Source organism: Nonomuraea sp. NPDC047529 (assembly GCF_040642995.1).
Lineage (GTDB): Bacteria > Actinomycetota > Actinomycetes > Streptosporangiales > Streptosporangiaceae > Nonomuraea.
In genome coordinates this window covers 16,717-40,109 of sequence record NZ_JBEYTJ010000068.1, presented here as the reverse complement: position 1 = coordinate 40,109, position 23,393 = coordinate 16,717, and the positions used below count along the sequence as shown (strand labels likewise).

At 70.6% G+C, this 23,393-nt stretch carries 21 protein-coding genes and 1 tRNA gene; 5 read left to right on the top strand and 17 right to left on the bottom strand.

Translation table 11 applies throughout. From position 1 onward, the window contains the following. Window positions 1–135 precede the first annotated feature (135 nt). The 11 genes from ABZ815_RS50620 to ABZ815_RS50570 form a co-directional block, all read right to left on the bottom strand. Complete coding sequence (locus ABZ815_RS50620) at window positions 136–1,041, bottom strand: glycosyltransferase (RefSeq protein ID WP_357710111.1); 906 nt, start codon at window positions 1,039–1,041, stop codon at window positions 136–138. After that, the gene (locus tag ABZ815_RS50615) at window positions 1,038–1,937 is read right to left on the bottom strand and encodes a sulfotransferase (protein ID WP_357710108.1); all 900 of its coding nucleotides are present in this window, start codon (window positions 1,935–1,937) and stop codon (window positions 1,038–1,040) included. The genes ABZ815_RS50620 and ABZ815_RS50615 overlap by 4 nt, the downstream gene beginning before the upstream one ends. A gap of 141 nt (window positions 1,938–2,078) precedes the next feature. Further along, window positions 2,079–3,341: a sulfate adenylyltransferase subunit CysN gene (gene cysN, locus ABZ815_RS50610; RefSeq protein WP_357710106.1), complete on the bottom strand. Its 1,263-nt coding sequence runs from the start codon at window positions 3,339–3,341 to the stop codon at window positions 2,079–2,081. Further along, window positions 3,341–4,255 carry a sulfate adenylyltransferase subunit CysD gene (gene cysD, locus ABZ815_RS50605; protein WP_357710103.1) on the bottom strand — a complete coding sequence of 305 codons (915 nt, stop codon included), beginning with the start codon at window positions 4,253–4,255 and terminating at the stop codon, window positions 3,341–3,343. Before cysD ends, cysN begins: the two co-directional genes overlap by 1 nt. Window positions 4,256–4,273: 18 nt before the next feature. Further along, a complete protein-coding gene (locus ABZ815_RS50600; RefSeq protein ID WP_357710100.1) occupies window positions 4,274–5,038 on the bottom strand; it encodes a 3'(2'),5'-bisphosphate nucleotidase CysQ in 765 nt (254 codons plus the stop codon). After that, on the bottom strand, window positions 5,038–6,414 hold the full coding sequence (locus ABZ815_RS50595; RefSeq protein ID WP_357710117.1) for a sugar transferase: 1,377 nt from the start codon (window positions 6,412–6,414) through the stop codon (window positions 5,038–5,040). The genes ABZ815_RS50600 and ABZ815_RS50595 overlap by 1 nt, the downstream gene beginning before the upstream one ends. A 227-nt stretch (window positions 6,415–6,641) precedes the next feature. After that, window positions 6,642–7,226: an aminoacyl-tRNA hydrolase gene (gene pth, locus ABZ815_RS50590; protein ID WP_357710097.1), complete on the bottom strand. Its 585-nt coding sequence runs from the start codon at window positions 7,224–7,226 to the stop codon at window positions 6,642–6,644. 59 nt (window positions 7,227–7,285) lie between these two features. Next, the gene (locus ABZ815_RS50585) at window positions 7,286–7,915 is read right to left on the bottom strand and encodes a 50S ribosomal protein L25/general stress protein Ctc (protein ID WP_357710094.1); all 630 of its coding nucleotides are present in this window, start codon (window positions 7,913–7,915) and stop codon (window positions 7,286–7,288) included. Window positions 7,916–8,012: 97 nt separating this feature from the next. Beyond that, window positions 8,013–8,990: a ribose-phosphate diphosphokinase gene (locus tag ABZ815_RS50580; RefSeq protein WP_125636621.1), complete on the bottom strand. Its 978-nt coding sequence runs from the start codon at window positions 8,988–8,990 to the stop codon at window positions 8,013–8,015. After that, the gene (glmU, locus tag ABZ815_RS50575) at window positions 8,987–10,438 is read right to left on the bottom strand and encodes a bifunctional UDP-N-acetylglucosamine diphosphorylase/glucosamine-1-phosphate N-acetyltransferase GlmU (protein WP_357710091.1); all 1,452 of its coding nucleotides are present in this window, start codon (window positions 10,436–10,438) and stop codon (window positions 8,987–8,989) included. Before glmU ends, ABZ815_RS50580 begins: the two co-directional genes overlap by 4 nt. A 136-nt stretch (window positions 10,439–10,574) precedes the next feature. After that, window positions 10,575–10,646 (bottom strand) — tRNA-Gln (locus tag ABZ815_RS50570). Window positions 10,647–10,951: 305 nt separating this feature from the next. Between ABZ815_RS50570 and ABZ815_RS50565 the strand changes: the two genes are divergently transcribed. The 4 genes from ABZ815_RS50565 (at window position 10,952) to ABZ815_RS50550 (ending at window position 15,774) form a co-directional block, all read left to right on the top strand. Further along, complete coding sequence (locus tag ABZ815_RS50565; protein ID WP_357710088.1) at window positions 10,952–11,890, top strand: acyl-CoA desaturase; 939 nt, start codon at window positions 10,952–10,954, stop codon at window positions 11,888–11,890. Window positions 11,891–11,969: 79 nt separating this feature from the next. After that, window positions 11,970–12,836 (top strand): TetR family transcriptional regulator, encoded by an 867-nt coding sequence (locus tag ABZ815_RS50560; RefSeq protein ID WP_357710114.1) that lies wholly within the window; start codon window positions 11,970–11,972, stop codon window positions 12,834–12,836. Between the two features lie 54 nt (window positions 12,837–12,890). Further along, on the top strand, window positions 12,891–14,951 hold the full coding sequence (locus tag ABZ815_RS50555; protein WP_357710085.1) for an RNA degradosome polyphosphate kinase: 2,061 nt from the start codon (window positions 12,891–12,893) through the stop codon (window positions 14,949–14,951). Next, a complete protein-coding gene (locus tag ABZ815_RS50550) occupies window positions 14,944–15,774 on the top strand; it encodes an NUDIX hydrolase (protein ID WP_357710082.1) in 831 nt (276 codons plus the stop codon). The genes ABZ815_RS50555 and ABZ815_RS50550 overlap by 8 nt, the downstream gene beginning before the upstream one ends. 4 nt (window positions 15,775–15,778) lie before the next feature. On the opposite strand, the gene ABZ815_RS50545 is transcribed toward ABZ815_RS50550, so the two are convergent. Genes ABZ815_RS50545 through ABZ815_RS50530 form a run of 4 tightly spaced genes read right to left on the bottom strand, consistent with a single transcriptional unit; the run spans window position 15,779 to window position 19,596 of the window. After that, window positions 15,779–16,954 carry a cytochrome P450 gene (locus tag ABZ815_RS50545; protein ID WP_357710079.1) on the bottom strand — a complete coding sequence of 392 codons (1,176 nt, stop codon included), beginning with the start codon at window positions 16,952–16,954 and terminating at the stop codon, window positions 15,779–15,781. Beyond that, a complete protein-coding gene (locus ABZ815_RS50540; RefSeq protein ID WP_357710076.1) occupies window positions 16,951–18,426 on the bottom strand; it encodes a CYTH and CHAD domain-containing protein in 1,476 nt (491 codons plus the stop codon). The genes ABZ815_RS50545 and ABZ815_RS50540 overlap by 4 nt, the downstream gene beginning before the upstream one ends. Before the next feature lie 52 nt (window positions 18,427–18,478). After that, entirely contained in the window at window positions 18,479–18,829 is a 351-nt protein-coding gene (locus tag ABZ815_RS50535; protein WP_357710073.1) for a VOC family protein, read from the bottom strand. After that, complete coding sequence (locus tag ABZ815_RS50530; protein WP_357710070.1) at window positions 18,826–19,596, bottom strand: trans-aconitate 2-methyltransferase; 771 nt, start codon at window positions 19,594–19,596, stop codon at window positions 18,826–18,828. The genes ABZ815_RS50535 and ABZ815_RS50530 overlap by 4 nt, the downstream gene beginning before the upstream one ends. Window positions 19,597–19,652: 56 nt before the next feature. Here ABZ815_RS50530 and ABZ815_RS50525 point away from each other — a divergent pair, with 56 nt between their 5' ends. Beyond that, window positions 19,653–20,156, top strand: a complete 504-nt coding sequence (locus tag ABZ815_RS50525; protein ID WP_357710067.1) for a MarR family transcriptional regulator — start codon at window positions 19,653–19,655, stop codon at window positions 20,154–20,156. Between the two features lie 37 nt (window positions 20,157–20,193). On the opposite strand, the gene ABZ815_RS50520 is transcribed toward ABZ815_RS50525, so the two are convergent. Both ABZ815_RS50520 and ABZ815_RS50515 read right to left on the bottom strand, forming a co-directional pair. After that, window positions 20,194–22,011: an ABC-F family ATP-binding cassette domain-containing protein gene (locus tag ABZ815_RS50520; RefSeq protein ID WP_357710064.1), complete on the bottom strand. Its 1,818-nt coding sequence runs from the start codon at window positions 22,009–22,011 to the stop codon at window positions 20,194–20,196. Window positions 22,012–22,162: 151 nt separating this feature from the next. Next, on the bottom strand, window positions 22,163–23,065 hold the full coding sequence (locus ABZ815_RS50515; RefSeq protein WP_357710061.1) for a 4-(cytidine 5'-diphospho)-2-C-methyl-D-erythritol kinase: 903 nt from the start codon (window positions 23,063–23,065) through the stop codon (window positions 22,163–22,165). Window positions 23,066–23,393 lie beyond the last annotated feature (328 nt).

The following is a 23,393-nucleotide window of genomic DNA, read 5'->3' as shown; positions in this document are numbered from 1 at the left end:
GGGGGGGGGGGGGGGGGGGGTGGGGGGGGTGGTGGGGGGCGGCGGGGGGGGGGGGGTGTGGGGGGGGGGGGGGGGGGTTTGGGGGGTGGGGGGGGCGTTGGGCGGGGACGGCCGGGGTGCGGGTTCTCGGCGGGGTCATATGCCGCGCCCCCGCCCGTGCAGCAGCCCGAGCACGGTCGCGGCCGGGACCAGCCCCGCGGCCACGGCGAGCGCGATCGGGGCGCGCGGCTCACCCGGCCGCGCCCCGAACGTCCGCAGCGCCCAGCGGACCGCCGCGCGCCGCCGTCCGAGTGCCGCGTGGGCGAAGGCGAGCTGGCCGTAGACGCGCGCCGCGCCGCGCCGGTCGGCGGCCAGCTCGGGGTGGCGGGCGAGCATCCAGTCGAGCCCCGCGATCCGGTCCGCCCAGCGGGCCGCGTAGTGGGAGGCGCCGCCCCACCGCACGCGGACGAGCGGCCGGTCGACGTGCGTGATCGGCCGCCGCCGGGCCGCGCGCAGGGCCAGGTCCCAGTCCTCGTTCTGGCCGCCGGGGGCGCTCTCGTCGGCCCACAGGGCCCCGCGCCGGAACAGGAACGTCGAGGAGTGGACCATCACCATGCGCGACCGTACGAGATCGGCCACGGTGACCGTGTCCGTGCCCGCGAGCCTGGTCACCCGGCGCCGCCCGTGCTCGACCTCGATGGCGCAGCTCGCGAACTCGCCACCGGCGGCGGCCAGCGCCCGCGCCTGGGCGGCGAGCTTGCCCGGCAGCCAGAGGTCGTCGTCGTCGCAGAAGGCGACGAGGTCGGTGTCGAGCGCCGCGATGCCGGTGTTGCGCGCCCCCGGAAGCCCTGGGGTACGGCTGTTCGCCAGGACGGGCACGCCCAGCGCCGGCAGCGGATCGCGACGGCCGGGCGCCCCGTCGGCGACCACGACCACGGCGAGCCGCCCCGGATAGTCCTGGGCCAGCACGCCCGCCACGGCCCCACGCAGCAGCGCGGGCCGGTCGCCGCAGGTCGGGATCACCACGCCCACGGACGGCAGGACGGACGGCAGGACCGTCATGCGGCCACCTCCCGGTAGCCGTACCGGACGCGCAGCGGCCAGGTGAGCGCGGTGACCAGCCGCCGGTCGCGGACCGGCAGCCCCGAACGCCACGAGTCGTCGCACCGCAGCCGAACCCCGCCCACCTGGAAGCGCATCGGGTTGCCGGACGCGGTGTGCGCGGGCCCGAGCCGCGCCGTCGTGCCCTCCAGGAACGGCAGCCCGGGGACGTCGAGCCCGAGGAAGCCCGCCAGCGCGGTCAGCGTGGGCCCCGGGGCGGCGACCAGGTCCTCGTAACGCACCCGGGTCACCAAAGCCCCCTGGCGGGCGAGGAGCTCAAGGCCGGCGTTCTGGGCCGTCCAGTGGAGTGCCGTGCGCAGCGGCCCCCAGCGGGTCATGGGACGCCCGTCCTCGGGCCGCTCGACGATCCTGCGCCAGGAGTGGGCCACCGCCCGCGGGTCCCGGACGACGTGCACGACGCGTACGTCCATCCCGGCCGCGACCAGGCAGTGGGCGAGCGAGGCGTGCTTGCTGGAGTCGATCACGGCGGGCGCGCCGGTCGCCTCGTAGATCCGCCGGTAGGCCCGCGCGTACTCGGCCAGGTCGGGATGGGCGATGCGCCCCATCCGGTGGGTGCGGTCGACCCGCTGCCGCAACGTGAGCATGCGCTCGGCCAGCGACGGCCGCCATCCGCCGAACGCCGTCCTGCCCACCTGCCGCCAGAAGTCGCAGGCGGCGAAGGCCGCGCCGCAACCGCACGGCTCCCCGGCCAGCACCCCCCTCGACCACAGGTGGACGACCTCGCCGAGCGCCACCACGTCGGGCAGCTCCGCGAGCAGCCGCTCCAGCAGAGTCGTGCCACTACGGCCGAGGCCCCCGAGGAAGATCACTCGGGTGGCGGATGCGCGGTCGGTCACAGGGGGAGGGCCTTCACGTCGCCGATACGGAACGCGACGACCCTAGCGCGGAGGGTAATCAGACGGTCAGGAAACCCCGCAAAGATCTACCGAGAAGACGAACGGCCCGGCGGAGTGTCGCCGGGCCGTCCGAGAAGGGGTTCAGCTGGCGTCGATGATCATCCCGGCGCCGACCGTGCCGTTGGTGGCCTCGTCCACGAGGATGAAGCCGCCGGTCAGGCGGTTGCGGGCGTAGTCGTCGACGAACAGCGGCTGGGTGACCCGCAGCGACACCCGGCCGATCTCGTTGAGGCCGAGCGCGGTGGCCTCCTCGTCGCGGTGCAGGGTGTTGACGTCGAGCCGGTAGTGCAGGTCGCGCACCAGCGCCCGCGCCGTACGGGTGGTGTGCTTGATCGTCAGCTTGGTGCGCGGGGCCAGCTTGAGGCCGTCGGCCATCCAGCAGACCATGGCCTCCAGCTCCTGGGCCGCGTGCGGCTGGTTGTTGGGCCTGGCGATCATGTCGCCACGCGAGATGTCGAGGTCGTCCTCGAAGCGCAGCGTGACCGACATGGGCGGGAACGCCTCCTCCACCGGCCCGTCGAACGTGTCGATCGAGGCGATGCGCGTGGTCAGCCCGGACGGCAGGTGCGTGACCTCGTCGCCCGGCTTGAGCACCCCGCCCGCGACCTGGCCCGCGTAGCCGCGGTAGTCGTGGAAGGCGTGGTCGGTGGCCTTCTGCGGACGGATCACGTACTGGACGGGGAAGCGCACGTCGACCAGGTTGCGGTCGGAGGCGATGTGCACGTTCTCCAGGTGGTGCAGCAGGGAGGTGCCGAGGTACCAGGGCATGTTCTCCGAGCGCGAGACGACGTTGTCGCCGTTGAGCGCGGAGATCGGGATGAACGTCAGGTCGGTCACGTTGAGCTTGGAGGCGAAGGAGGTGAACTCCTCCCGGATCTCCTCGAACCGCTCCTGCGAGTAGTCGACCAGGTCCATCTTGTTCACGGCCAGCACCAGGTGCGGCACCCGCAGCAGCGAGGTCAGGAACGCGTGCCGGCGCGACTGCTCCAGCACGCCCTTGCGCGCGTCGATGAGGATGATCGCCAGGTCGGCCGTGGAGGCCCCGGTGACCATGTTCCTGGTGTACTGGATGTGGCCGGGCGTGTCGGCGATGATGAACTTGCGCTTGGGCGTGGCGAAGTAGCGGTAGGCCACGTCGATCGTGATGCCCTGCTCGCGCTCGGCCCGCAGGCCGTCGGTCAGCAGCGACAGGTCGGTGTACTCGGTGCCGCGGTCGCGGGAGGTGCGCTCGACCGCTTCGAGCTGGTCCTCGAAGATGGCCTTGGAGTCGAAGAGCAACCGTCCGATGAGGGTGGACTTGCCGTCGTCGACGCTTCCCGCAGTGGCAAAGCGAAGAATGTCCATCAGAAGTAGCCCTCTCGCTTGCGGTCCTCCATGGCGGCCTCGGACGAGCGGTCGTCGGCCCTGGTGGCCCCGCGCTCGGTGATCCGGGTGGCCGCGATCTCCTCGATGATCTCCTCGACCGTGGCGGCCTTGGACTGCACGGCGCCGGTGCAGGTCATGTCGCCGACCGTGCGGTAGCGCACGACGGCCTCGAACAGCGGCTCGTCGTCGCCGCGCGACACGACGTCGGAGTCGGGCAGCAGCATGCCGTCGCGCTCGAACACCTTGCGGGTGTGCGAGAAGTAGATCGAGGGGATCTCGATGCCCTCGCGCCGGATGTAGTCCCAGATGTCGAGCTCGGTCCAGTTGGACAGCGGGAAGACCCGGATGTGCTCGCCCTTGCGGATGCGGGAGTTGTAGAGGTTCCACAGCTCGGGGCGCTGGTTCTTCGGGTCCCACTGGCCGAAGTCGTCGCGGAAGGAGAACACGCGCTCCTTGGCGCGGGCCTTCTCCTCGTCGCGCCTGGCTCCACCGAACACGGCGTCGAACTCGTGCTCCTCGATCGCGTCGAGCAGCGTGGTGGTCTGCAGGCGGTTGCGCGAGGCGCGCCGCCCGGTCTCCTCCACCACCCGGCCGCTGTCGATCGACTCCTGCACGCTGGCCACGATCAGGCGCGCGCCCAGCTCCTCGGAACGGCGGTCACGGAACTCGATGACCTCGTCGAAGTTGTGCCCGGTGTCGACGTGCATCAGCGGGAAGGGGATGGCCGCGGGCCAGAACGCCTTCTCCGCGATGCGGAGCATGACGATCGAGTCCTTGCCGCCGGAGAAGAGCAGACACGGCCGCTCGAACTCCGCCGCCACCTCGCGCATGATGTGAATGGCCTCGGCCTCTAGTACGTCGAGCTGCGACGTCGTGTAGTCGCGCTGGAGCATGGGCGCTTCCTCCGGCGGTTAGCGATGCAGGTCCCGAATTCCGGCGAGCAGGGATGTCGCCAGCTCCGGTAGGGAAACCAGGATATCCGGTAGTGACGGGTCGGCTTGGTTGTAGGTCAGCTCCGAACCGTCGACGCGGCTGGCGAACGCCCCGGCGGCCTGCGCGACGGCGACGGGAGCCGCGGAGTCCCACTCGTACTGGCCGCCGGCGTGCACGTACGCCTCGACCTCGCCGGTGAGCACCGCGGAGATCTTCGCCCCCGCCGAGCCGATCGGCACCAGGTCGGCCCCCAGCAGGAAGGCCAGCTTCTGGACGAACTCCGGCGGCCGCGTACGGCTCACCGCGATGCGGAAGCGCCCCTTCTCGAACTCCGGCAGCGCGGGCGGCTCGGCGGTCGTCAGCGTACGGCCCTGCGCGGGCAGCGCCACGGCCCCCGCGGTCAGCTTGCCGCGCTCCCACAGCGCGACGTGCACCGCCCAGTCGCTCCGGCCCTCCTCGGCGAACTCGCGCGTGCCGTCGAGGGGATCGACGATCCACACGCGCTCGGCGCTCAGCCTGCGCGGGTCGAGCCGCTCCTCGCGGGTGGCCTCCTCGGACAGGACACTGTCACTGGGACGCAACCGCGCCAGCGCCTCCATGAGGAACACGTGCGCGGCCCGGTCGCCCTCCGCGCGCAGTGCGGCGGAGTCGCCGAACCCGGTGCGCTCGCGGACCCGCAGCAGCCTCTCACCCGCCTCTGTCGCCAGGTCGCCGGCTACGGCGTGGTCGTCGCGAATCGTCATCAATATGCTCCTTGCCCGCGGGCGACGGCCGACCAAGTCTTCCACAGGATCTGGAGGTCCAGCGTGAGGGACCAGTTCTCCACGTAACGCAGGTCGAGACGGACGGATTCCTCCCACGACAGGTCAGATCGCCCGCTCACTTGCCACAGCCCGGTCAGCCCCGGGCGCACCAGAAGCCTTCTGCGCACGTCGTCACCGTAGCGCGCCACCTCCTCCGGAAGCGGCGGGCGGGGGCCGACCAGCGACATGTGTCCGAGAAGCACGTTGATGAGCTGGGGCAGCTCGTCGAGGGAGTGGCGGCGCATCAGCGTGCCGAGCGGTGTCACCCGCGGATCGTTGCGGATCTTGAACAGCACCCCGTCGTGGTCGCTGACCAGGGTGATCTTCTGCTGCTCCGAGCCGCGCCGCATGGTACGGAACTTCAGAATCGTGAACGGCCTGCCGCCCTTGCCCACCCTGACCTGCCGGAACAGCGCGGGCCCCGGGCTCGTCCCGCGGACGGCCACGGCCAGGGCCGCCAGCAACGGCGACAGCAGCACCAGCAACGCGGCGGCGACGACGCGGTCGAAGACGTTCTTGACCAGTTGCCGGGCGCCGGTGAGTTCGGGGTGCTCGACGTGCAGCAGAGGCAGCCCGGCGGCCGGCCGGATCATCGTGCGGGGGCCGGCGACGTCCATCAGGGCGGGGGCGACCACCAGCTCGGTGTGGGTGCGCTCCAGCCGCCAGGCCAGCCGGCGCAGCGCGTCGCCGTCCATCTCGGGGCAGGCCAGCACCGCCACGGTGTCGGCGCGCACCTGGTCGACGACCAGCGGCACGTCGCCGAAGTCGCCCGCCACGGGCACCTCGGTCAGCACCCCGGGCGGCTCGCCGTAGGGCAGGCAGGCGGCCACGACGTCCATGCCGTGGTGGCGTTCCCTGCGGAAGAGGTGGACCAGCTCGGCGATCGAGGCCGGGTGGCCGACCGCGACCACCCGGCGCATGCAGGCCCCGGCGGCCCTGCGCCGGTTGAGCGAGCGCCGCAGCAGGTAGCGGGCGACCAGCGTGAGCAGCGTGACCAGGGGCAGCGCGAGCACGACGTAACCGCGGGCGACGTCGGTCTTGGTGACGTACGAGCCGATCGCGGTGGCCGCGGTCAGCGCCACGCCGGCGTGCACGACGCGGCGGAACTCCTCGGAGCCGACGCCGATCATGCGGGGCTCGTAGGCCCGGTTGAGGGCGACCGCGCAGATCCACACCCACGGCAACGCCACGCTGACCAGCAGATACGGCAGCACGTACGGGGTGAACCCGCCGAACCTGCCGCAGAAGGCGGCGGCGGACCCGATGCCCGCTCCGCACAGATCGCCCACGACGGCACGGAACCGGTAAGAACGCATCCACGCCGGAGTCACCGGGCTGACCCGCCACGAGAGGGCCTCGCCGGTCTTCACGGGCTCTCCTGCCTCACTCCGTGAGGCGGCCTCGGTCGCCAAATGCCGTCTTCCCCCGCTCCCGCCGCTGCTCAGGGCGGTGGTACGCCCTTGTGTGCCCGTTCCCGTACGGACAGTCACAGATGGTAGCCGCGCGTGCGCGGCGACAGGCGGTGAACGGTGCTATGCGGCGATCAGCGCGGAGGGCCGGAGATGTGCAGATCAGCCCGGTGGAAGTCGTTCTGGGTGGCTTCCAGGCCGCGGGCCATGAGCGACTCGACGACGTCGGCGCCCCGGTCGACGAGGAAGGGCAGATCCTTGCGCTCGACGGTGGCGAAGTCTCGGAGCACGAAGGTGGCCGGGTCCATGCGGCCGGGCGGCCGGCCGATGCCGAAGCGCACCCTCAGGTAGTCGCGGGTGCCGAGGACCCTGGTGATGGACTTGAGCCCGTTGTGGCCGTTGTCGCCGCCACCGAGCTTGGCGCGCAACGCGCCGTAGGGGACGTCGAGCTCGTCGTGGACGACGATCAGCCGGTCAGGGCCGATCTTGTAGAAGTCGGCGAGCGCCTTGACCGGCCCGCCCGACAGGTTCATGTACGTCAGGGGCTTGGCCAGCACAGCGGCCCGCGTCTCCAGCACCTCGGACCTGCTCTTGTGCGCCTTGAAGCGCCCGCCGGCCCGCGCGGCCAGCTCGTCGAGCACCATGAAGCCCGCGTTGTGCCTGTTACCCGCGTATTCGGGCCCCGGGTTGCCCAGTCCGACGATCAGCCAGCGGTCCATGTGCTCCCCTTGCAGCGGAACGGGGGCGGCCTCGCGCCACCCCCGTTCGCGGGACGTGCTTACTCGGCGGCGGCCTCGGCGGACTCGCCCTCGCCCTCGGCCTCGGCGGTCTCGCCCTCGACGGCCTCCGCGGCCTCGGCGGCGGGCTCCTCGGTCGGCTTGGCGATGACGTGGAGGACCACGACCTCGGGGTCGGCGGCCAGCGTGGCGCCCGACGGCAGCTTGAGCTGCGCGGCGGTGATCACGGTGCCGACCTCCATGCCCTCGACGTCGACCTCGACGCCGGTGGGGATGTGGGTGGCCTCGGCCTCGACGGCCACCGAGACGAGCTGCTGGTCGAGCAGGCCCTCGGAGTTGACGTCGCCGGTGGTGGTGACCGGGATCTCGACGGTGACCTTCTCGCCGCGCTTGACCAGGAGCAGGTCGACGTGCTCGACGAAGCCCTTGATCGGGTCGCGCTGCACGCCCTTGGGCAGGGCCAGCTCGTCGACGCCCTCACCCTGGAGGCGGATCAGCACGTTGGGCGTGCGGAGGGCGAGCAGCACCTCGTGACCGGGCAGGGTCAGGTGCTTGGGGTCGATGCCGTGCCCGTAGAGGACGGCGGGCACCTTGTCGGCGCGGCGGATCTTGCGGGCGGCGCCCTTGCCGAACACCGTGCGCGACTCGGCGGCGATACGTACTTCAGACATGACATCTCCTAGGGATGCAGAGATCGGATTGTGGCGCGCTCCCCCTCACCCGCCCTAGCGGAAGGCGTTACGAGCGCAACCCGTACAGCTTACTCGCTCAGGTGTCGCCCTCGAACAGGCTCGTGACGGAGCCGTCGGTGAAGACCTCGGTGACGGCGCGGGCGATCAGCGGGGCGATCGAGAGCACGGTCAGTTTGTCGAACCTCTTGGTCTCCGACAGCGGCAGCGTGTTGGTCACGATGACCTCGGAGATGCGGGAGTTCTTCAGCCGGTCGACGGCGGGGTCGGAGAAGACCGCGTGGGTGGCGGCGACGATCACGTTGGTGGCGCCCTGCTCGTAGAGGGCGTCGGCGGCCTTGCAGATCGTGCCGGCGGTGTCGATCATGTCGTCGATCAGCACGCAGGTGCGGCCGCTGACCTTGCCGACGACCTCGCTGACCTTCACGGAGTTGGCCACGTCGAGGTCGCGGCGCTTGTGGATGAAGGCCAGGGGCGTGCCGAGGGTGTCGGCCCAGCGCTCGGACAGGCGGACGCGGCCGGTGTCGGGCGAGACGACGGTCGTGTTCGCCAGGTCGAGCTTGTTCTTCAGGTAGCTCTCCAGGACCGGCATCGCGAACAGGTGGTCGACGGGTCCGTCGAAGAAGCCCTGGATCTGCGAGGTGTGCAGGTCGATCGACATGAGCCGGTCGGCGCCCGCGGTCTTGAACAGGTCGGCCATCAGCCGGGCCGTGATGGGCTCGCGACCGCGGCCCTTCTTGTCCTGGCGGGCGTAGCCGAAGAACGGCATGACCACGGTGATGCGCTTGGCGGAGGCCCGCTTGAGCGCGTCGACCATGATGAGCTGTTCCATGATCCACTTGTTGATGGGACCGGTGTGGCTCTGGATCACGAACGCGTCGCAGCCGCGGACGGACTCAAGGTAGCGGGCGTAGATCTCGCCGTTGGCGAAGTCGATCAGTTTGGTGGGGGTGAGCGAGACGCCGACGTGCTCGGCAACCTCTTCGGCCAGCTCTGGATAGGCCCGGCCGGAGAAGAGCATGAGGTTCTTCTCGCCCGGCTGTTTGATGCTGGTCACTGTTCGTTCTCCTGCTGTGCTCGCTCGGCCAGCGCCCGTTCGGCGGCGGCGGCCGACTTCGTGCCCGCGCGCTTGCGCAAGACCCATTTCTCGATGTTGCGCTGTCGCGCCCTGGCCACGCCCATCGCCCCTGGGGGTACGTCGTTGACGATCACGGATCCGGCCGCGGTGTTGGCGCCGTCGCCGATCGTCACGGGAGCGATGAGCATGGTGTCGCAGCCGACGAACGCGCCGTCGCCCACGGTGGTGTGGTGTTTGTCGACCCCGTCGTAGTTGACGAAGACGGTGGAGGCGCCGATGTTGACGTCTTCCCCGATGGTGGCGTCGCCGGCGTAGGTGAGGTGGGGCACCTTGGAGCGCTCGCCGACCTTGGTGTTCTTCATCTCGACGAACGTGCCCGCCTTCGACCTGCGGCTGAGCACGGTGCCGGGGCGCAGGTAGGCGTAGGGGCCGACGTTGGCCTCCGGGCCGATCTCCGCGTTGTCGCAGACCGCGTTGCGCACGACGGCGCGCTCGCCGACGCGGGTGTCGGTCAGCGTGGTGGCCGGGCCGATCTCGGCGCCGGCGCCGACGACCGTGCGGCCGTGGAGCTGGGTGCCGGGGTGGATGACGGCGTCGGGCTCGATCTCGACGCCCACGTCGACCCACGTGGCGGCCGGGTCGATGACGGTGACGCCGGCGCGCATGTGCTCCTCCAGCAGCCGCCGGTTGAGCACCTTGCGGGCGAAGGCGAGCTGGACGCGGTCGTTGACACCCTCGACCTCGACGTGGTCGGCGGCCACGCAGGCGCCGACCCGGTGGCCGTCGCCGCGCAGGATGCCGAGGACGTCGGTGAGGTACTCCTCGCCCTGGGCGTTGTCGGTGGACACGCGCTTGACGGCGTCGGCGAGCAGCAGGCCGTCGAAGGCGTAGATGCCGGAGTTCATCTCCTTGATCGCGCGCTGCTCGTCGTCGGCGTCCTTCTCCTCGACGATCTCCAGCACGGCGCCGGAGGGGTCGCGGATGATCCGGCCGTAGCCGGTCGGGTCGGGCACCTGGGCCGTCAGCACGGTGACCGCGTTGCCGTCGGCGGCGTGCTTGTCGAGCAGGGTGGCGAGGGTCTGGGCGCGCAGCAGCGGCACGTCGCCGTAGGTGACCAGGATCGTGCCGGCGATCGTGCCGACCTCTTCGAGCACGGTGCGGACGGCGTGGCCGGTGCCGCGCTGCTCACGCTGGACGACGGCGCGCGCGTCGGGGCTGGTGGCGGCCAGATGGCCGCCGACCTGTTCGAGCGCGTGGCCGATGACGACGATGAGCCGCTCGGGACCGAGGTCGCGGGCGGCGGCGAGCATGTGGTCGACCAGCGCGCGGCCGCACAGCTCGTGCAGGACTTTCGGGGTCTGGCTCTTCATCCGGGTGCCCTCGCCCGCGGCGAGGACGATGACGGCTGCCGGGCGCGGCACACTCACGGACTGAGGCTCCCTGTGACTGGACGGATCAGGGTCGTCGGCGCGGCTACCGCACCGCAACCCCCCCGACACCGTGAGGATACCTGCCCGCTTCGGAACTCTCTCGCGCGGGGAGCCGCTGGGATGACACTCAAGGCTCCCGGAAGAGGACTCGAACCCCTACAAAGTGGACCAAAACCACTTGTCCTGCCGATTAGACGATCCGGGATGGACCGGACACCGTGGCGTCCGACACACAGCCCCTACGATACCGAGCCCGCACGGGCGTATGCGCCCTCAATTCTCTCGCACATCTCCGGTGTCCGCGAATACCAGGGCCATGGACGGGTAGTCGGCGCGCTGCGCGCCTAACAGAGCACCCCAAAAGCCGCAAGGTAGGAAACCCACTCACCTCGACGGACCGGCCGTCAGCTATGTGACATCCACAGCTTAGGGCTTCCTTACTTACGATGGCGTAGGTTACGGTGGCGTAGCCAGGACATTCGTCCTCATACATGTAGTTGGAGGTAGCCCATGACCGTTCTCGCCGAGCGTTCCTCCCCCACGCCGAAGCCCGACTTCGAACCCGACCCGAAATCCAAGGCAGAGCTCGTCACGTTCGGACTCGTGGTGGGGCTGCCCCTGATCGCGGTCGCGGCGGCGGTTCCCCTGGCGTGGGGATGGGGACTCGGCTGGACGGACATCGTCATCGCCTTCGTCTTCTACGTCGTCTCCGGGCTCGGCGTCACCGTCGGGCTCCACCGCTACTTCACGCACGGCTCGTTCAAGGCCAAGCGGCCGCTGAAGATCGCGATGGGCATCGCGGGCAGCCTGTCGCTGGAGATGTCCGTGCTGGACTGGGTGGCCACGCACCGCAAGCACCACAAGTTCTCCGACAAGGAGGGCGACCCGCACTCGCCGTGGCGCTTCGGCCCCGGCTTCAAGTCGATGTCCAAGGGCCTGCTGTACGCCCACATGGGCTGGCTGTTCGAGAGCGAGCGCACCAACCGCGAGAAGTACGCCCCCGACCTGTGCAAGGACGAGGACATCCAGAAGCTGCACAAGTGGTTCCCCACGCTGGCCCTCGTCTCGGTCCTGCTGCCCGGCGTGCTCGGCCTGCTGCTGACCTGGTCCTGGCAGGGCGGCCTGACCGCGCTGTTCTGGGGCTCGCTGATCCGCATCGGCCTGCTGCACCACGTGACCTGGTCGATCAACTCGATCTGCCACGTCTTCGGCGAGGAGTCCTTCCAGACGCGCGACAAGTCGCGCAACGTCTGGTGGCTGGCCATCCCGTCCTTCGGCGAGTCCTGGCACAACCTGCACCACTCCGACCCCACCTGCGCCCGGCACGGCGCGCTCAAGGGCCAGATCGACCTCAGCGCCGGCCTGATCCGCCTGTTCGAACGGGCGGGCTGGGTGTACGACGTGCGCTGGCCGACGCCAGAACGCCTGGCGGCGAAGCGCATTGCCTGACGAGAATCAGCCGATGAACGGCCATTCGTCCGTGGCCGTCATTATGGAACCCGTGACCGAACCCCGATCTCGCAGGCGCATGTCCGGTAGAGAGCGCAGAGAGCAGCTGATCCTGATCAGCCGCACGCTGTTCGCCGAGAAGGGGTTCGACGGGACCTCCATAGAGGAGATAGCCGCCACCGCGCAGGTGTCGAAGCCTGTGGTGTACGAGCATTTCGGCGGCAAGGAAGGCGTCTACGCGGTCGTCGTCGACCGCGAGATGCAGAAGCTGCTCGGCATGATCACCTCGGCCCTCGCCGCCTCCCACTCCCTCATCAAGCTGGAGCGGGCCGCCCTGGCCCTGCTGCAGTACATCGAGGAGAGCAGCGAGGGCTTCCGCATCCTGGTGCGCGACTCGCACGCGGCCTCGGGCACGGGCACGTTCGCGAGCCTGATCAGCGAGATCGCCAGCCAGGTCGAGGACGTCCTGGCCGACGAGTTCGTGGAGCGCGGCTACGACCCCAAGCTCGCCCCGATGTACGCCCAGATGCTGGTCGGCATGGTCGCGCTGACCGGCCAATGGTGGCTGGACGTGCGCAAGCCGGGCCGCGAGGAGGTCGCCGCGCACCTGGTGAACCTGGCCTGGAACGGCCTGACCGGGCTGAACCCGAGCCCGGTCATCTCCGTGGCCACCCGCAACCAGGCCGCCGCCGCCAAGCCGCGCGTCAGCGACAAGGAGCTGCGCGACTTCGAGAAGGCGCGCGAGAAGGAGCTCAAGGAAGCGGAGAAGCTGCGCCAGCGTGAGCTGCGTGACGCGGAGAAGGCCAGGGTACGAGAACTGAAGGAGCGCGAGCGGGTGCTGAAGGAGGCGGAGAAGGCCCGCGAGCGCGAGGAGAAGATCCGTCAGCGCGAGGCCAGGCTCGCCGAGCGCGCCGCACGCCTGGAGCAGGCCGACCATCCGGAGTGAGTCGTTGCGGCTACGTTAACGTTCCGTTCAACCAATCGGGGCAATATAGGCCATATGTCCGCGGAACCGCTGCAACCGGGAAACGATCTGCCCCTGCCACAGGAGCGGTTCCTCAACCGTGAGGAAAGCTGGCTCCAGTTCAACGAGCGCGTACTCGAACTGGCCGAGGACCCGTCGCTCCCGCTGCTCGAACGGGTCCGCTTCCTGGCCATCTTCGCCAGCAACCTCGACGAGTTCTTCCGCGTACGGGTGGCCGGCCTGAAGCGGCGCATGGCCACCGGACTGCTGCTGCGCACCAAGAGCGGGCTCAAGCCGCGCGAGGAGCTGGCCAGGATCGCCACGATCGCCGACTCCCTGGCCAAGCGGCACGCCGCCGCCTTCCACGACCGGCTCTGCCCCCAGCTCGCGACCGAGGGCATCGAGATCGTCCGGTGGGACGACCTGGGCCGCGAGGAGCGTACGGAGCTGCGCAAGCTGTTCAGGGAGCGGATCAGGCCGGTGCTGACGCCGCTGGCGGTCGATCCGGCCCACCCGTTCCCCTACATCTCCGGGCTCAGCCTGAACCTGGCCGTGCTGGTGCGCAACCCCATCACCGACCACACCGTGTTCGCCCGGGTCAAGGTGCCCTCGCAGCTCCCCCGGTTCGTGCCGGCTTCCAAGGACCGGTTCGTGCCGCTGGAGGACGTCATCGCGGCGCACCTCGGGCAGCTCTTCAAGGGCATGGAGATCCTCCAGCACCACGTCTTCCGCGTCACCAGGAACGAGGACCTCGACGTCGACGAGGACGTCACCGAGAACCTCATGCAGGCGCTGGAGAAGGAGCTGCTCAAGCGGCGGTTCGGGCCGCCCGTGCGGCTGGAGGTCGAGGAGACGATCACGCCGGAGGTGCTGGCCCCGCTCGTCGAGGAGCTGGAGCTGGCCCCGCACGAGATCTACCGGCTGCCCGGCCCGCTCGACCTGACCGGCCTGCACGCCATCGCCGACCTCGACCGCGGCGAGCTGAGCTTCCGCCCGTTCGTGCCGGCCGAGGTGATCAACGCCGAGGACGACGTCTTCACCACCCTGCGCGAGCGCGACGTGCTGCTGCACCACCCGTACGACTCGTTCGCGACCAGCGTGCAGCGGTTCATCGAGGAGGCCGCGGCCGACCCCCGGGTGCTGGCGATCAAGCAGACCCTCTACCGGACCAGCGGCGAGTCGCCCATCGTGGACGCGCTGATCGACGCGGCCGAGGCGGGCAAGCAGGTCGTCGTGGTCGTGGAGATCAAGGCCCGCTTCGACGAGCACGCCAACATCTCCTGGGCCAGGAAGCTGGAGCGGGCCGGCTGCCACGTGGTCTACGGCGTGGTCGGCCTCAAGACCCACTGCAAGCTGGCCCTCGTCGTCCGCCAGGAGCCCTCGGGCGAGCTGCGCCGCTACTGCCACATCGGCACCGGCAACTACAACCCCAAGACGGCCCGCCAGTACGAGGACTTCGGCCTGCTCACCGCCGACCCGCTGGTGGGCGAGGACGTCACCGACCTGTTCATCCACCTGACCGGCTACTCCAACCACTCGGCGTACCGGAGGCTGCTGGTCGCGCCGCACTCGATGCGCAGCGGGCTGCTGGCCAGGATCGACCGGGAGATCGCCCACCAGCAGGCGGGCCGCCCGGCCCGGATCAGGATCAAGACGAACTCGCTGGTGGACGAGCCGATCATCGACGCGCTCTACCGGGCGTCCAGGGCGGGGGTGCCGGTGGACCTGTGGGTGCGCGGGATCTGCATCCTGCGCCCCGGAATCCCCAATTTGTCGGAAAATATCCGCGTAAGGTCGGTTTTGGGGCGCTTTCTTGAGCACTCCCGCGTGTACGAGTTCGGCCTCGGCAGGCGTCCCGAGGTGTGGATCGGCAGCGCCGACCTGATGCGCAGGAACCTCGACCGCCGGGTCGAGGCCCTGGTCAAGGTGACCTCCCAGCAGCACAAGGCGTACCTGATCGAGCTGATGGACCTGGCCATGGCCGACACCACGAACGCGTGGTGGCTCAACTCCGACGGCAACTGGATCCGTCACCACGGCGAGGACCTGCAGAGCCATCTCGTCAGCACCAGGCGTTGGAGGACCGTTGATGACTGACCTGCTCCGGGCCGCCGGAGCCGTCGTCTGGAGGGGCGAGGAGAGCAGCCCCGAGGTGGCGGTGATCCACCGCCCGCGCTACCGCGACTGGACCTTCCCCAAGGGCAAGCTGGAGAGCGGCGAGCACGTGATCGCCGCCGCCCTGCGCGAGGTCGACGAGGAGACCGGCCTGACGGTCGTCCTGGGCCGGGCCCTGCCCCCGATCCACTACCTCAGCGGCGGCCGGCTCAAGCGGGTCGACTACTGGACCGCGCGGGTCGCCTCCGACGCCGGCTTCGAGCCGGGCGAGGAGGTCGACGAGCTGCGCTGGCTGTCGCTGGACCAGGCCCGCGAGCTGCTGACCTACGAGTGGGACGCCGGGCTGCTGCGCGCCCTGAAGGCCGCGCCGCTGGCGACCGTGCCGCTGGTGCTCGTACGGCACGGCACGGCCGGGTCCAGGAGCGAGTGGGACGGCGACGACGCGCTGCGCCCGCTGGACGCGCACGGCGGCTCCCAGGCCGCCACCCTGGCCACCGCGCTGCCCGCCTACCGGCCCGAGCTGCTGGTCAGCTCGCCCAGCCGGCGGTGCGTCCAGACGCTGGAGCCGTACGGAACCGCGATCAGGACCGAGCCGCTGCTCAGCGAGGAGGGCCAGGACCCGCGCAAGACGCCGGACCTGGTCGGCGAGCTCGCCGTGCCCGCCGCCGTGTGCAGCCACGGAAAGGTCCTGCCGCACCTGATCCACGCGCTGAGCGGCAAGGACGTGCACCTGCGCAAGGGCGCGTTCGCGGTGCTGCACCGGCTGGACGGGCACGTCGTCGGCGTCGAGCGCTACGCGACCTGACGGCTCACCAGGTGACGGGCAGGCGGGCGAAGCCCTGGGTCAGCCTGCCCTCGTTGCGCGGCAGCTCGGCGAGCGGGACGGCCAGGCTCAGCCCGGGGAAACGCTGGAAGAGCCGGCCGAACACCGCCTCCAGCTCCACCCTGGCCAGGCTCGCGCCGACGCAGAAACGCGGGCCGTACCCGAAGGCGAGGTGCGGGTCGGTGGGCGGGCGCCCGATGACGAAGGTGTCGGGATCGGGATAGACACGCTCGTCCCGGTTCGCCGGGCCCGGGTTGAGCACGACGGCCTCGCCGCGGCGGATCGTGCGGCCGTCGATCTCGATGTCCTCGTGGGCGTACCTGGGCAGTCCGTGCAGGCTCGGCACGGCCATGCGCAGGATCTCCTCGACCGCGGCGGGCGCGAGCCCGGGGTCGGCCCGCAGCAGCGCGAGCTGGCCGGGGTTGGCCAGCAGCAGGAGCACGCCGTAGTCGATGCGGTTGACCGTGGTCTCGTGCCCGGCGAACAGCAGGCCGGCGGCCAGTTCGGCGATCTTGCCGTCGTCGTCCAGCTCGCCGGCCAGGTCGGACAGGACGTCCTCGGCCGGCTCGCGCCGCTTGCGCTCGATCAGCCCGGCCATGTACGCGCTCAGCTCCGCCCGCGCCGCCTGGCCGGCCGCCTCGTCCCGGAGGTCGGCCATGCCCGCGGACAGGCCGCTGAAGTACTCCCTGTCCTCGTACGGGACGCCGAGAAGCCGGCAGATGACCAGCACGGGCAGTGGGAAGGACAGCTCGGCGTGCAGGTCGGCCGGCGGCGTCAGCCCGGCCAGGTGGTCCAGCCGCTCCTCGACCAGGGAGCCGACGTGGCCGGCGAGCCTCCTCATCCGCCGGGCCGAGAAGGCGGGCGTGAACAGCTTGCGCAGGCGCTCGTGGTCGGCCTTCTCGGTGGCGACCTCGCCCTGCGGACCGCCGAGGAGGACGGAGTTCGACACGCGCGCCGCCCGCTCGGGCTCGGGGTGGGAACGTCCGAGCCGGCTGTCGGTGAACAGGCTGCGTGCCTGCTCGTAACCGGTGACCAGCCAGACCTCGTCGCCCACCGAGGTGCGCACCCGCGCGATGCCCTCCTTCTCCCGCAGCTCCCGGTAGGCCGCCGGGACTTCGAGAGGGTCGCTGCGCGCGAAGGGGATTGCCGGAAGGTTCGTCATAGAACCTTCTTAACCGCCTTCACGGTTTCCGCCCAGACTCTGGGGAAATCGGCCTGGGCACGTTCTGCCGTGTTGCGTTCGATCCCGATCAGCAGCCCGTACGTGAAGGTGTCCTCGCCCGCCTGCCGGGCGACCTCGGCCAGCTCGGCCAGCGTCTGCTGGGCGACCACGCCGTCCCGGTGTGCTCCCAGGATCTCCTGGACGTTCTCGGCCAGCTCGGCGAGCCTGGCCATGTCCTTGCCGAGGGTGGGTTCGAGCGCTTCGGCGGTGTAACGAGCGCGTTTGGCCGCCTTGCGGACGTCGTGCAGGGCGATCTCGCGGCGCTCGGCGTCCTCGACGGCCTGCGCGGCCTCGTACGCCCTGGTCACGCGGTCCCAGCCCGCGGAGGCCAGGGCGGTGAGCTTCTCCTTCGCCGGTTTGGCGGCGGCCTTGCCCAGGTCGGGGGTGGCGATCAGCGCGTCGAGGGCGTCCAGGAGGGTGTAGTAGCGGTCGCCGCTGAGTGCGTCCTTGATGCGCTCGTACGCCTCCTGCTCGCGTTCGCGCAGATCCGAGCCGAGACGGGTGCGGATGGGGCCGGTGACCAGCTCGGGGGCGAGGCCGGCCAGCTCCCCGGCGAACCTGGCCCTGGTCACCTCAAGGTCGCGGGCCTCGCCGAGGACCGTGCCGAGCCAGCGCAGCTCGTCCTGGATCGTCTTCGTACCGGTCACCACCGACTTGAACGCCTTGAGCGCGCTGCGCAGCCTGCGCGAGGCCACCCGCATCTGGTGGACGGCGTCCTCCTCGGCCCTGCGCACCCGTGGATCCTGGCCGAGGAGGGCGGCGACCTGGCTCGACAGGTAGTCGATGACGGTGTCGGCGGCCGTACCGGGCTCGGTGGCGACTCTGGCGGGCGGGGTGGGGTCGAGGAGCCGGGCGAGCTTGCTGGCGCTCCCGGCCGGGCTCGCCCCCGCCTTGCGCAGCCGCTTGCCGACCTTGGCCAGCAGGTCCCGCCGGTCCTCGGCCATGAGCTCGGCCTCGACCTCACGCCACCGCAGCACCTTGCCGTCCCGGTGGACGGTGCCCTTCACCCGGTCGTCGGCGATCTCGACCAGACCGGTGCCGCCGTCGTGCAGCAGGGTGACGCTGCGACGGGTGTCGAGCTCGGCGACGACCTGAAGCTCAGCACCCCTGGCGTAGGCCCGGACGAGTTCGGCCAGCTCCGGCGGCACGATCTTGGTGCTGCGGGTGAGCGGGCACGTGATCTCCTGGCGCACGCCCTTGGCCTTGGGCAGCTTCAGGTGCCAGCCCGCGTCGTCGCCGCCGCGCCTGCGTCTGAGCGTGACGCCCCGCGCGGCCAGCCGCAGATCGGGCGTGTCGTAGTAGAGCGCCACGAGCTGATGGCTGCGCGGGCCCGTGACCTGGGCCAGGCCGCTCAGGTCCGGGATCGTGTAGTCGGATGGAACGTCGAACTTGTCCTCGATCTCGATGCCCACTGCACCTCACAAGTGTCCGATTTCGGCCCATGATGCCACCTGGAGGTGAACATCACACGGCTTGCAGGAGCTCGATGCGGTTGCCCACCGGGTCCGTGACGTAGATCCGGCGGTAGCCGGGGAACAGGTCGTCGGGCACGGCGTCGGGGAACTTCGCGGCGTACGCGTCGAGGTCCTCGACCAGGAAGGCCGGGTGGGCCTTGCGCGCGGGCCTGAAGTCGTCCTCGATGCCGACGTGGATCTCCACACCGTCGCCGCGGAACCAGGCGCCGCCGCGTCTGGCCAGCTCCGGGGGCTTGGGGACCTCGCGCAGCCCGAGCACGCCCTCGTAGAAGGCGCGCAGTTCGGGCTCGCTGCCTCGGGGCGCGGCGAGCTGGACATGGTGCAGGGCTGTGATCGTCATTTCTGGGCCACCACGAAGATGCGTCGGAAGGGGAAGGGGGTGCCGTAGCTCCTGGCCGGGTAGGCCTCGGCGAGCGGTCCGGCGAGGTCGGCCTTGAACTGCCGCTGCTCCTCCGGGTTGAGCCGGTCGAAGATCGGGCGCAGGGCCGTGCCGGAGACCCAGTCGAGCACCGGGTTCTCGCCCTGGAGCAGGTGCACGTACGTCGTCTCCCAGGCGTCCACCTGGCAGCCGCCGTCGTTGAGGAAGTCGAGATACCGGACCGGGTCGTCCACCGGGTTGCTTCTGTTGAGATCGCTGAGCCGGTCGGCCCAGGCGCGGGAGGCGCACAGCTCGCGGATGGCGACGTGGCTCGGGGCGTCGAAGTTGCCGGGCACCTGGAAGGCCAGCCAGCCGCCGGGGGCCAGCTCCTCCAGCCAGTGTTCGAGCACGTCGTGGTGGGAGGGCACCCATTGCAGGACGGCGTTGGAGACGATCACGTCCATCGGGCGGTCGGGGTGCCAGGTGTCGACGTCGGCCACGGCGAAGTGCACCGGGGTGTCGAGTTTGCGGGCCTTCGCGATCATCGCGGGCGAGGCGTCGAAGCCTTCGACGGTGGCCCCCGGCCAGCGTTCGGCGAGCATCACGGTCAGTTCGCCGCTGCCACAGCCCGCGTCCACGACATAATCGGGAGCCACCGCACCGACTCTGGATATCAGCTCGATGAACGGCCGCGACCGCTCGTCGGCGTAGACGGCGTAGGTCACCGGGTCCCAGATATCTCTTGACATAGAGATAATTGATATCGAGAGAGATATCTCGATGTCAAGACAGTAGACTCTGTGTCATGACGCCACAGGATGACGAGGTCGACCGGCTGGTCGCGGCATGGCGGATCGAGCGGCCAGACCTCGACGTCGAGCCCCTCCAGGTCCTCTCCAGGGTGTCACGGCTGGCCAAACATCTCGACCGCGCCAGGCGGGCGGCGTTCGCCGAACATGATCTGGAGCCGTGGGAGTTCGACGTGCTCACCGCTCTGCGGCGGGCCGGGAAGCCGTACGAGCTGAGCCCCGGGGCCCTGCTGCGGGCCACACTGGTCACGTCGGGGACGATGACCAACCGCATCGACCGGCTCGCCCAGGCCGGGCTGGTACGGCGGCGGCCCGACCCCGAGGATCGGCGCGGCGTGCTGGTGTCGCTGACGGAGACAGGGGTGGCCCAGGTGGACGCGGCGTTCGCCGGCCTGCTCCGCCGTGAGCGCGACCTGCTCTCCGGCCTCCAGCCCGCCGACCAGCGCTCCCTGGCCGCCCTCCTGCGCCTCCTCCTCGCCCCCTTCGACTCCCCCCAGTGACCGCACTTCTCGGGGTGCCGCCTGGGCTGAGGTGAGGTCAGTCGCCGAGGCGGTCGGCCACTTCAAGCCATTCCGCCTCGACGGTGTCCTTCTGGGCCAGGACGTCACGTAGCTGGGCATCGAGGGAGCCCAGCTTGGCGTAGTCGCTGGCGGCCTCGGCCATGGCGGCGTGGAGGCGGGCCTCCTGGTCGCCGAGCTTGTCGAGCTGGCGTTCCAGGCGGTTGAGTTCCTTGCGGAGCTCGCGTTCCTCCTTGGCCGACAGCCCGGTCTCCGGCTGGGCGCCGGAGGCAGCCGCGGCAGGAGCCGCAGCGCCGGACGCCGGGGCAGGGGTGCTGCCGAGGCGGGCGGTCACGGCCGTGCCGGCGCTGCGGCGTTCGAGGTATTCGTCGACCCCGCCCGGCAGCAGCGCGAGCTTGCCGTCACCCAGCAGCGCCACGCACCGGTCGGTCACCCGCTCCAGGAAGTAGCGGTCGTGGCTGACCAGGATCAGCGTGCCCGGCCAGCCGTCCAGCAGGTCTTCGAGCTCGTTGAGCGTCTCGATGTCGAGGTCGTTGGTGGGCTCGTCGAGGAGCAGCACGTTGGGGTCGTCCATCAGCAGCCGCAGCAGCTGCAGCCGCCGCCGCTCGCCGCCGGACAGATCGCCGATGACCTTCCACTGCGCGTCGCCCTTGAACCCCAGGCGCTCCAGCAGCTGGGACGCCGTCCACTCCCGCTTGCCGAGCTGGAGGTACTTGCGGATCTCCTCCACCGACTCCAGCACCCGCCGCGACGGGTCGAGCTCGGTCAGCTCCTGGGACAGGTGCGCCAGACGCACGGTCTTGCCCCGGATCAACCGGCCCGAGTCGGGCTGGACGCCGTCGGCGAGCAACCGCAGCACCGACGACTTGCCCGACCCGTTGACGCCGATCAGCCCGATCCGGTCGCCCGGCCCGAACTGCCACGTGCAGTGGTCGAGCACCAGCGGCCCCGCGCCGGGGCCGCCCGCGTGCAGGGTGACGTCTTCGAGGTCGTAGACGGTCTTGCCGAGCCTGGCCGCGGCGAACCGCATCAGCTCGACGGTCTCCCGCGCCGGCGGCTCGTTCGCGATCAGAGCCTGCGCGGCGTCGATCCGGAACTTCGGCTTGGACGTGCGGGCGGGCGGACCGCGGCGCAGCCAGGCGATCTCCTTGCGCATGAGGTTCTGGCGGCGTTCCTCGGCGGCCTGGGCGATGCGCGCCCGCTCGGCCTTGGCCAGCACGTACGCGGCGTAACCGCCCTCGTAGCGCTCGACCCGGCCGTCGACCACCTCCCACGTGCGGGTGGAGACGGCGTCGAGGAACCAGCGGTCGTGGGTCACGACCAGCAGGGCGCTCTTCCGGGCCGCCAGGTGGGCGGCGAGCCAGGCGATGGCCTCGATGTCGAGATGGTTCGTGGGCTCGTCGAGCATGACCAGGTCGTGGTCCTCGATGAGCAGGCGGGCCAGCGCAGTACGCCTGCGCTCGCCGCCGGACAGCGCGGTGGCCTTGGCGCCGAGGTCGAGGTCGCCGATCAGGTTCGTGAGGATCTCGCGGACCTGCTGGTCGCCGGCCCATTCGTGCTCGGCCCTGTCCCCCAGGACGAGCTCGCTCACGGTGGCCTCGGGGTCGAGGGTGTCCTGCTGGGACAGGAACCCGACCCGCAGCCCGCGCGTGTGGGTGACCCGGCCGCTGTCGGGGCGCACGTCACCGGCGATGACCGAGATCAGGGTCGTCTTACCGCCCCCGTTGCGGCCGACGACGCCGATGCGCTCCCCGGCCTCGATGCCCAGGGAGACGTCGCTGAGGAGCGGCTTGGGCCCGTAGGCGTGGGAGACCGACTCAAGGTTGACCAGATTCATGACATGTCCAGGGTATCGGTCCGCCCAACCGCTTCCCGACGCCCAGGACGTCCCTTGATCGTCTGCGGGCCGGGGATTGCCGGACCTGATGCCCTCACGGACGCACGGACCCGCCCCAGGCCCTTCGGGGCAGAGGGTCGGGGGCAGGGGGTTACAGCAGGGTGGCGCCGGTTACGGGGCCGTGGGCGGCGACCGTGGTGGTGGCGGCGCCGGTGGCCGTGAGGCTGTGGGCCAGGTCGCGGGCGTGGGTGGCGTCGATGGCCAGGAAGGCGCAGGTGGGGCCGGAGCCGGAGACGATCGCGCCCAGCGCGCCGTGCTGGCGTCCGGCGTCGAGGGTGGTGGCGAGCTCGGGGCGCAGGGCCAGGGCGGCGGCCTGGAGGTCGTTGCTCAGGTGGGCGCCCAGGGAGTACGCGTCGCCGGTGCCGAGGGCCTCGATGAGCGGGGCGTCGAGCTCGGGCCAGGGCACGCGGGCGTCGGAGGCCTCGCGCTGGCGGTCGCATTCCGCGTAGACCTTGGCGGTGGAGAGACCGCCGTCGGCCAGCGCGAACACCCAGTGGAACGTGCCGCCCGTGGGCAGCTCGCTGAGCTGCTCGCCGCGGCCGGTGCCGACCGCCGTGCCGCCGAGCAGCGAGAACGGCACGTCGCTGCCCAGGTCGCCGGCGATCTCCATGAGGTCCTCGAAGGGCAGGCCGAGCCCCCAGAGCTCGTTGCACGCCACGAGGGCGCCCGCCGCGTCGGCGCTGCCGCCCGCCATGCCGCCGGCGACCGGGATGGCCTTCTCGATGATCAGATCGGCGCCGTACGAGCGGCCCGCGTGCTTGGCGAGGGCGCGGGCGGCGCGGATGGCGAGGTTGTCGTCGTCGAGCGGCACCTGGTCGGACCACCTGCCGTTGACCGTGACGGTGATCGACTCGGCCTCCTTCGCGACCACCTCATCGAAGATCGACACTGCGTGGAAGACATTGACCAGGTCGTGGTAGCCATCTTCCCGGAGCGGGCCGACTGAAAGCTGCACGTTGACCTTCGCGGGCACACGTACGGTCACCGAACTCATCGATCTTCTGCCACTTTCATCGCTTGCCGGGGTCAAGGACACTCGATGTTATCGGGGTGGGGTGCGCTGACATGCGGTTCTCGGAATTCGACGTGTGAGATGGCCGACTGTGGACCACGCAGGGTGATCTTCGTCAGCCTTTCTGCCGTTCAGGCCCTCATACGGTGACATCGCCGCCTATTCTGCCTCGGTCTTCTTCTCGGGTCGCCGCCTTCCGATCACTTCGGTGACGGTGGTGGCCGGGTGCTCTGGAGTCGGTGGGGGACGTTGCGGGGGTTCGAGGTGGCGGGCCACCCGCCGTGACGGGCGTGGCGGGTGGCCGCTCGGT

Coding starts and splice junctions, on each gene's coding strand:
- ABZ815_RS50525 (WP_357710067.1), top strand. CDS start 19,653: ATGACGCCACAGGATGACGAGGTCGACCGGCTGGTCGCGGCATGGCGG.
- ABZ815_RS50545 (WP_357710079.1), bottom strand. CDS start 16,954: ATGACGAACCTTCCGGCAATCCCCTTCGCGCGCAGCGACCCTCTCGAA.
- ABZ815_RS50535 (WP_357710073.1), bottom strand. CDS start 18,829: ATGACGATCACAGCCCTGCACCATGTCCAGCTCGCCGCGCCCCGAGGC.
- ABZ815_RS50515 (WP_357710061.1), bottom strand. CDS start 23,065: ATGAGTTCGGTGACCGTACGTGTGCCCGCGAAGGTCAACGTGCAGCTT.
- ABZ815_RS50600 (WP_357710100.1), bottom strand. CDS start 5,038: ATGACGATTCGCGACGACCACGCCGTAGCCGGCGACCTGGCGACAGAG.
- ABZ815_RS50585 (WP_357710094.1), bottom strand. CDS start 7,915: ATGTCTGAAGTACGTATCGCCGCCGAGTCGCGCACGGTGTTCGGCAAG.
- ABZ815_RS50550 (WP_357710082.1), top strand. CDS start 14,944: ATGACTGACCTGCTCCGGGCCGCCGGAGCCGTCGTCTGGAGGGGCGAG.
- ABZ815_RS50565 (WP_357710088.1), top strand. CDS start 10,952: ATGACCGTTCTCGCCGAGCGTTCCTCCCCCACGCCGAAGCCCGACTTC.
- ABZ815_RS50560 (WP_357710114.1), top strand. CDS start 11,970: ATGTCCGGTAGAGAGCGCAGAGAGCAGCTGATCCTGATCAGCCGCACG.
- ABZ815_RS50555 (WP_357710085.1), top strand. CDS start 12,891: ATGTCCGCGGAACCGCTGCAACCGGGAAACGATCTGCCCCTGCCACAG.
- ABZ815_RS50520 (WP_357710064.1), bottom strand. CDS start 22,011: ATGAATCTGGTCAACCTTGAGTCGGTCTCCCACGCCTACGGGCCCAAG.
- ABZ815_RS50595 (WP_357710117.1), bottom strand. CDS start 6,414: ATGCGTTCTTACCGGTTCCGTGCCGTCGTGGGCGATCTGTGCGGAGCG.
- cysN (WP_357710106.1), bottom strand. CDS start 3,341: ATGGACATTCTTCGCTTTGCCACTGCGGGAAGCGTCGACGACGGCAAG.
- ABZ815_RS50620 (WP_357710111.1), bottom strand. CDS start 1,041: ATGACGGTCCTGCCGTCCGTCCTGCCGTCCGTGGGCGTGGTGATCCCG.
- cysD (WP_357710103.1), bottom strand. CDS start 4,255: ATGCTCCAGCGCGACTACACGACGTCGCAGCTCGACGTACTAGAGGCC.
- pth (WP_357710097.1), bottom strand. CDS start 7,226: ATGGACCGCTGGCTGATCGTCGGACTGGGCAACCCGGGGCCCGAATAC.
- ABZ815_RS50530 (WP_357710070.1), bottom strand. CDS start 19,596: ATGTCAAGAGATATCTGGGACCCGGTGACCTACGCCGTCTACGCCGAC.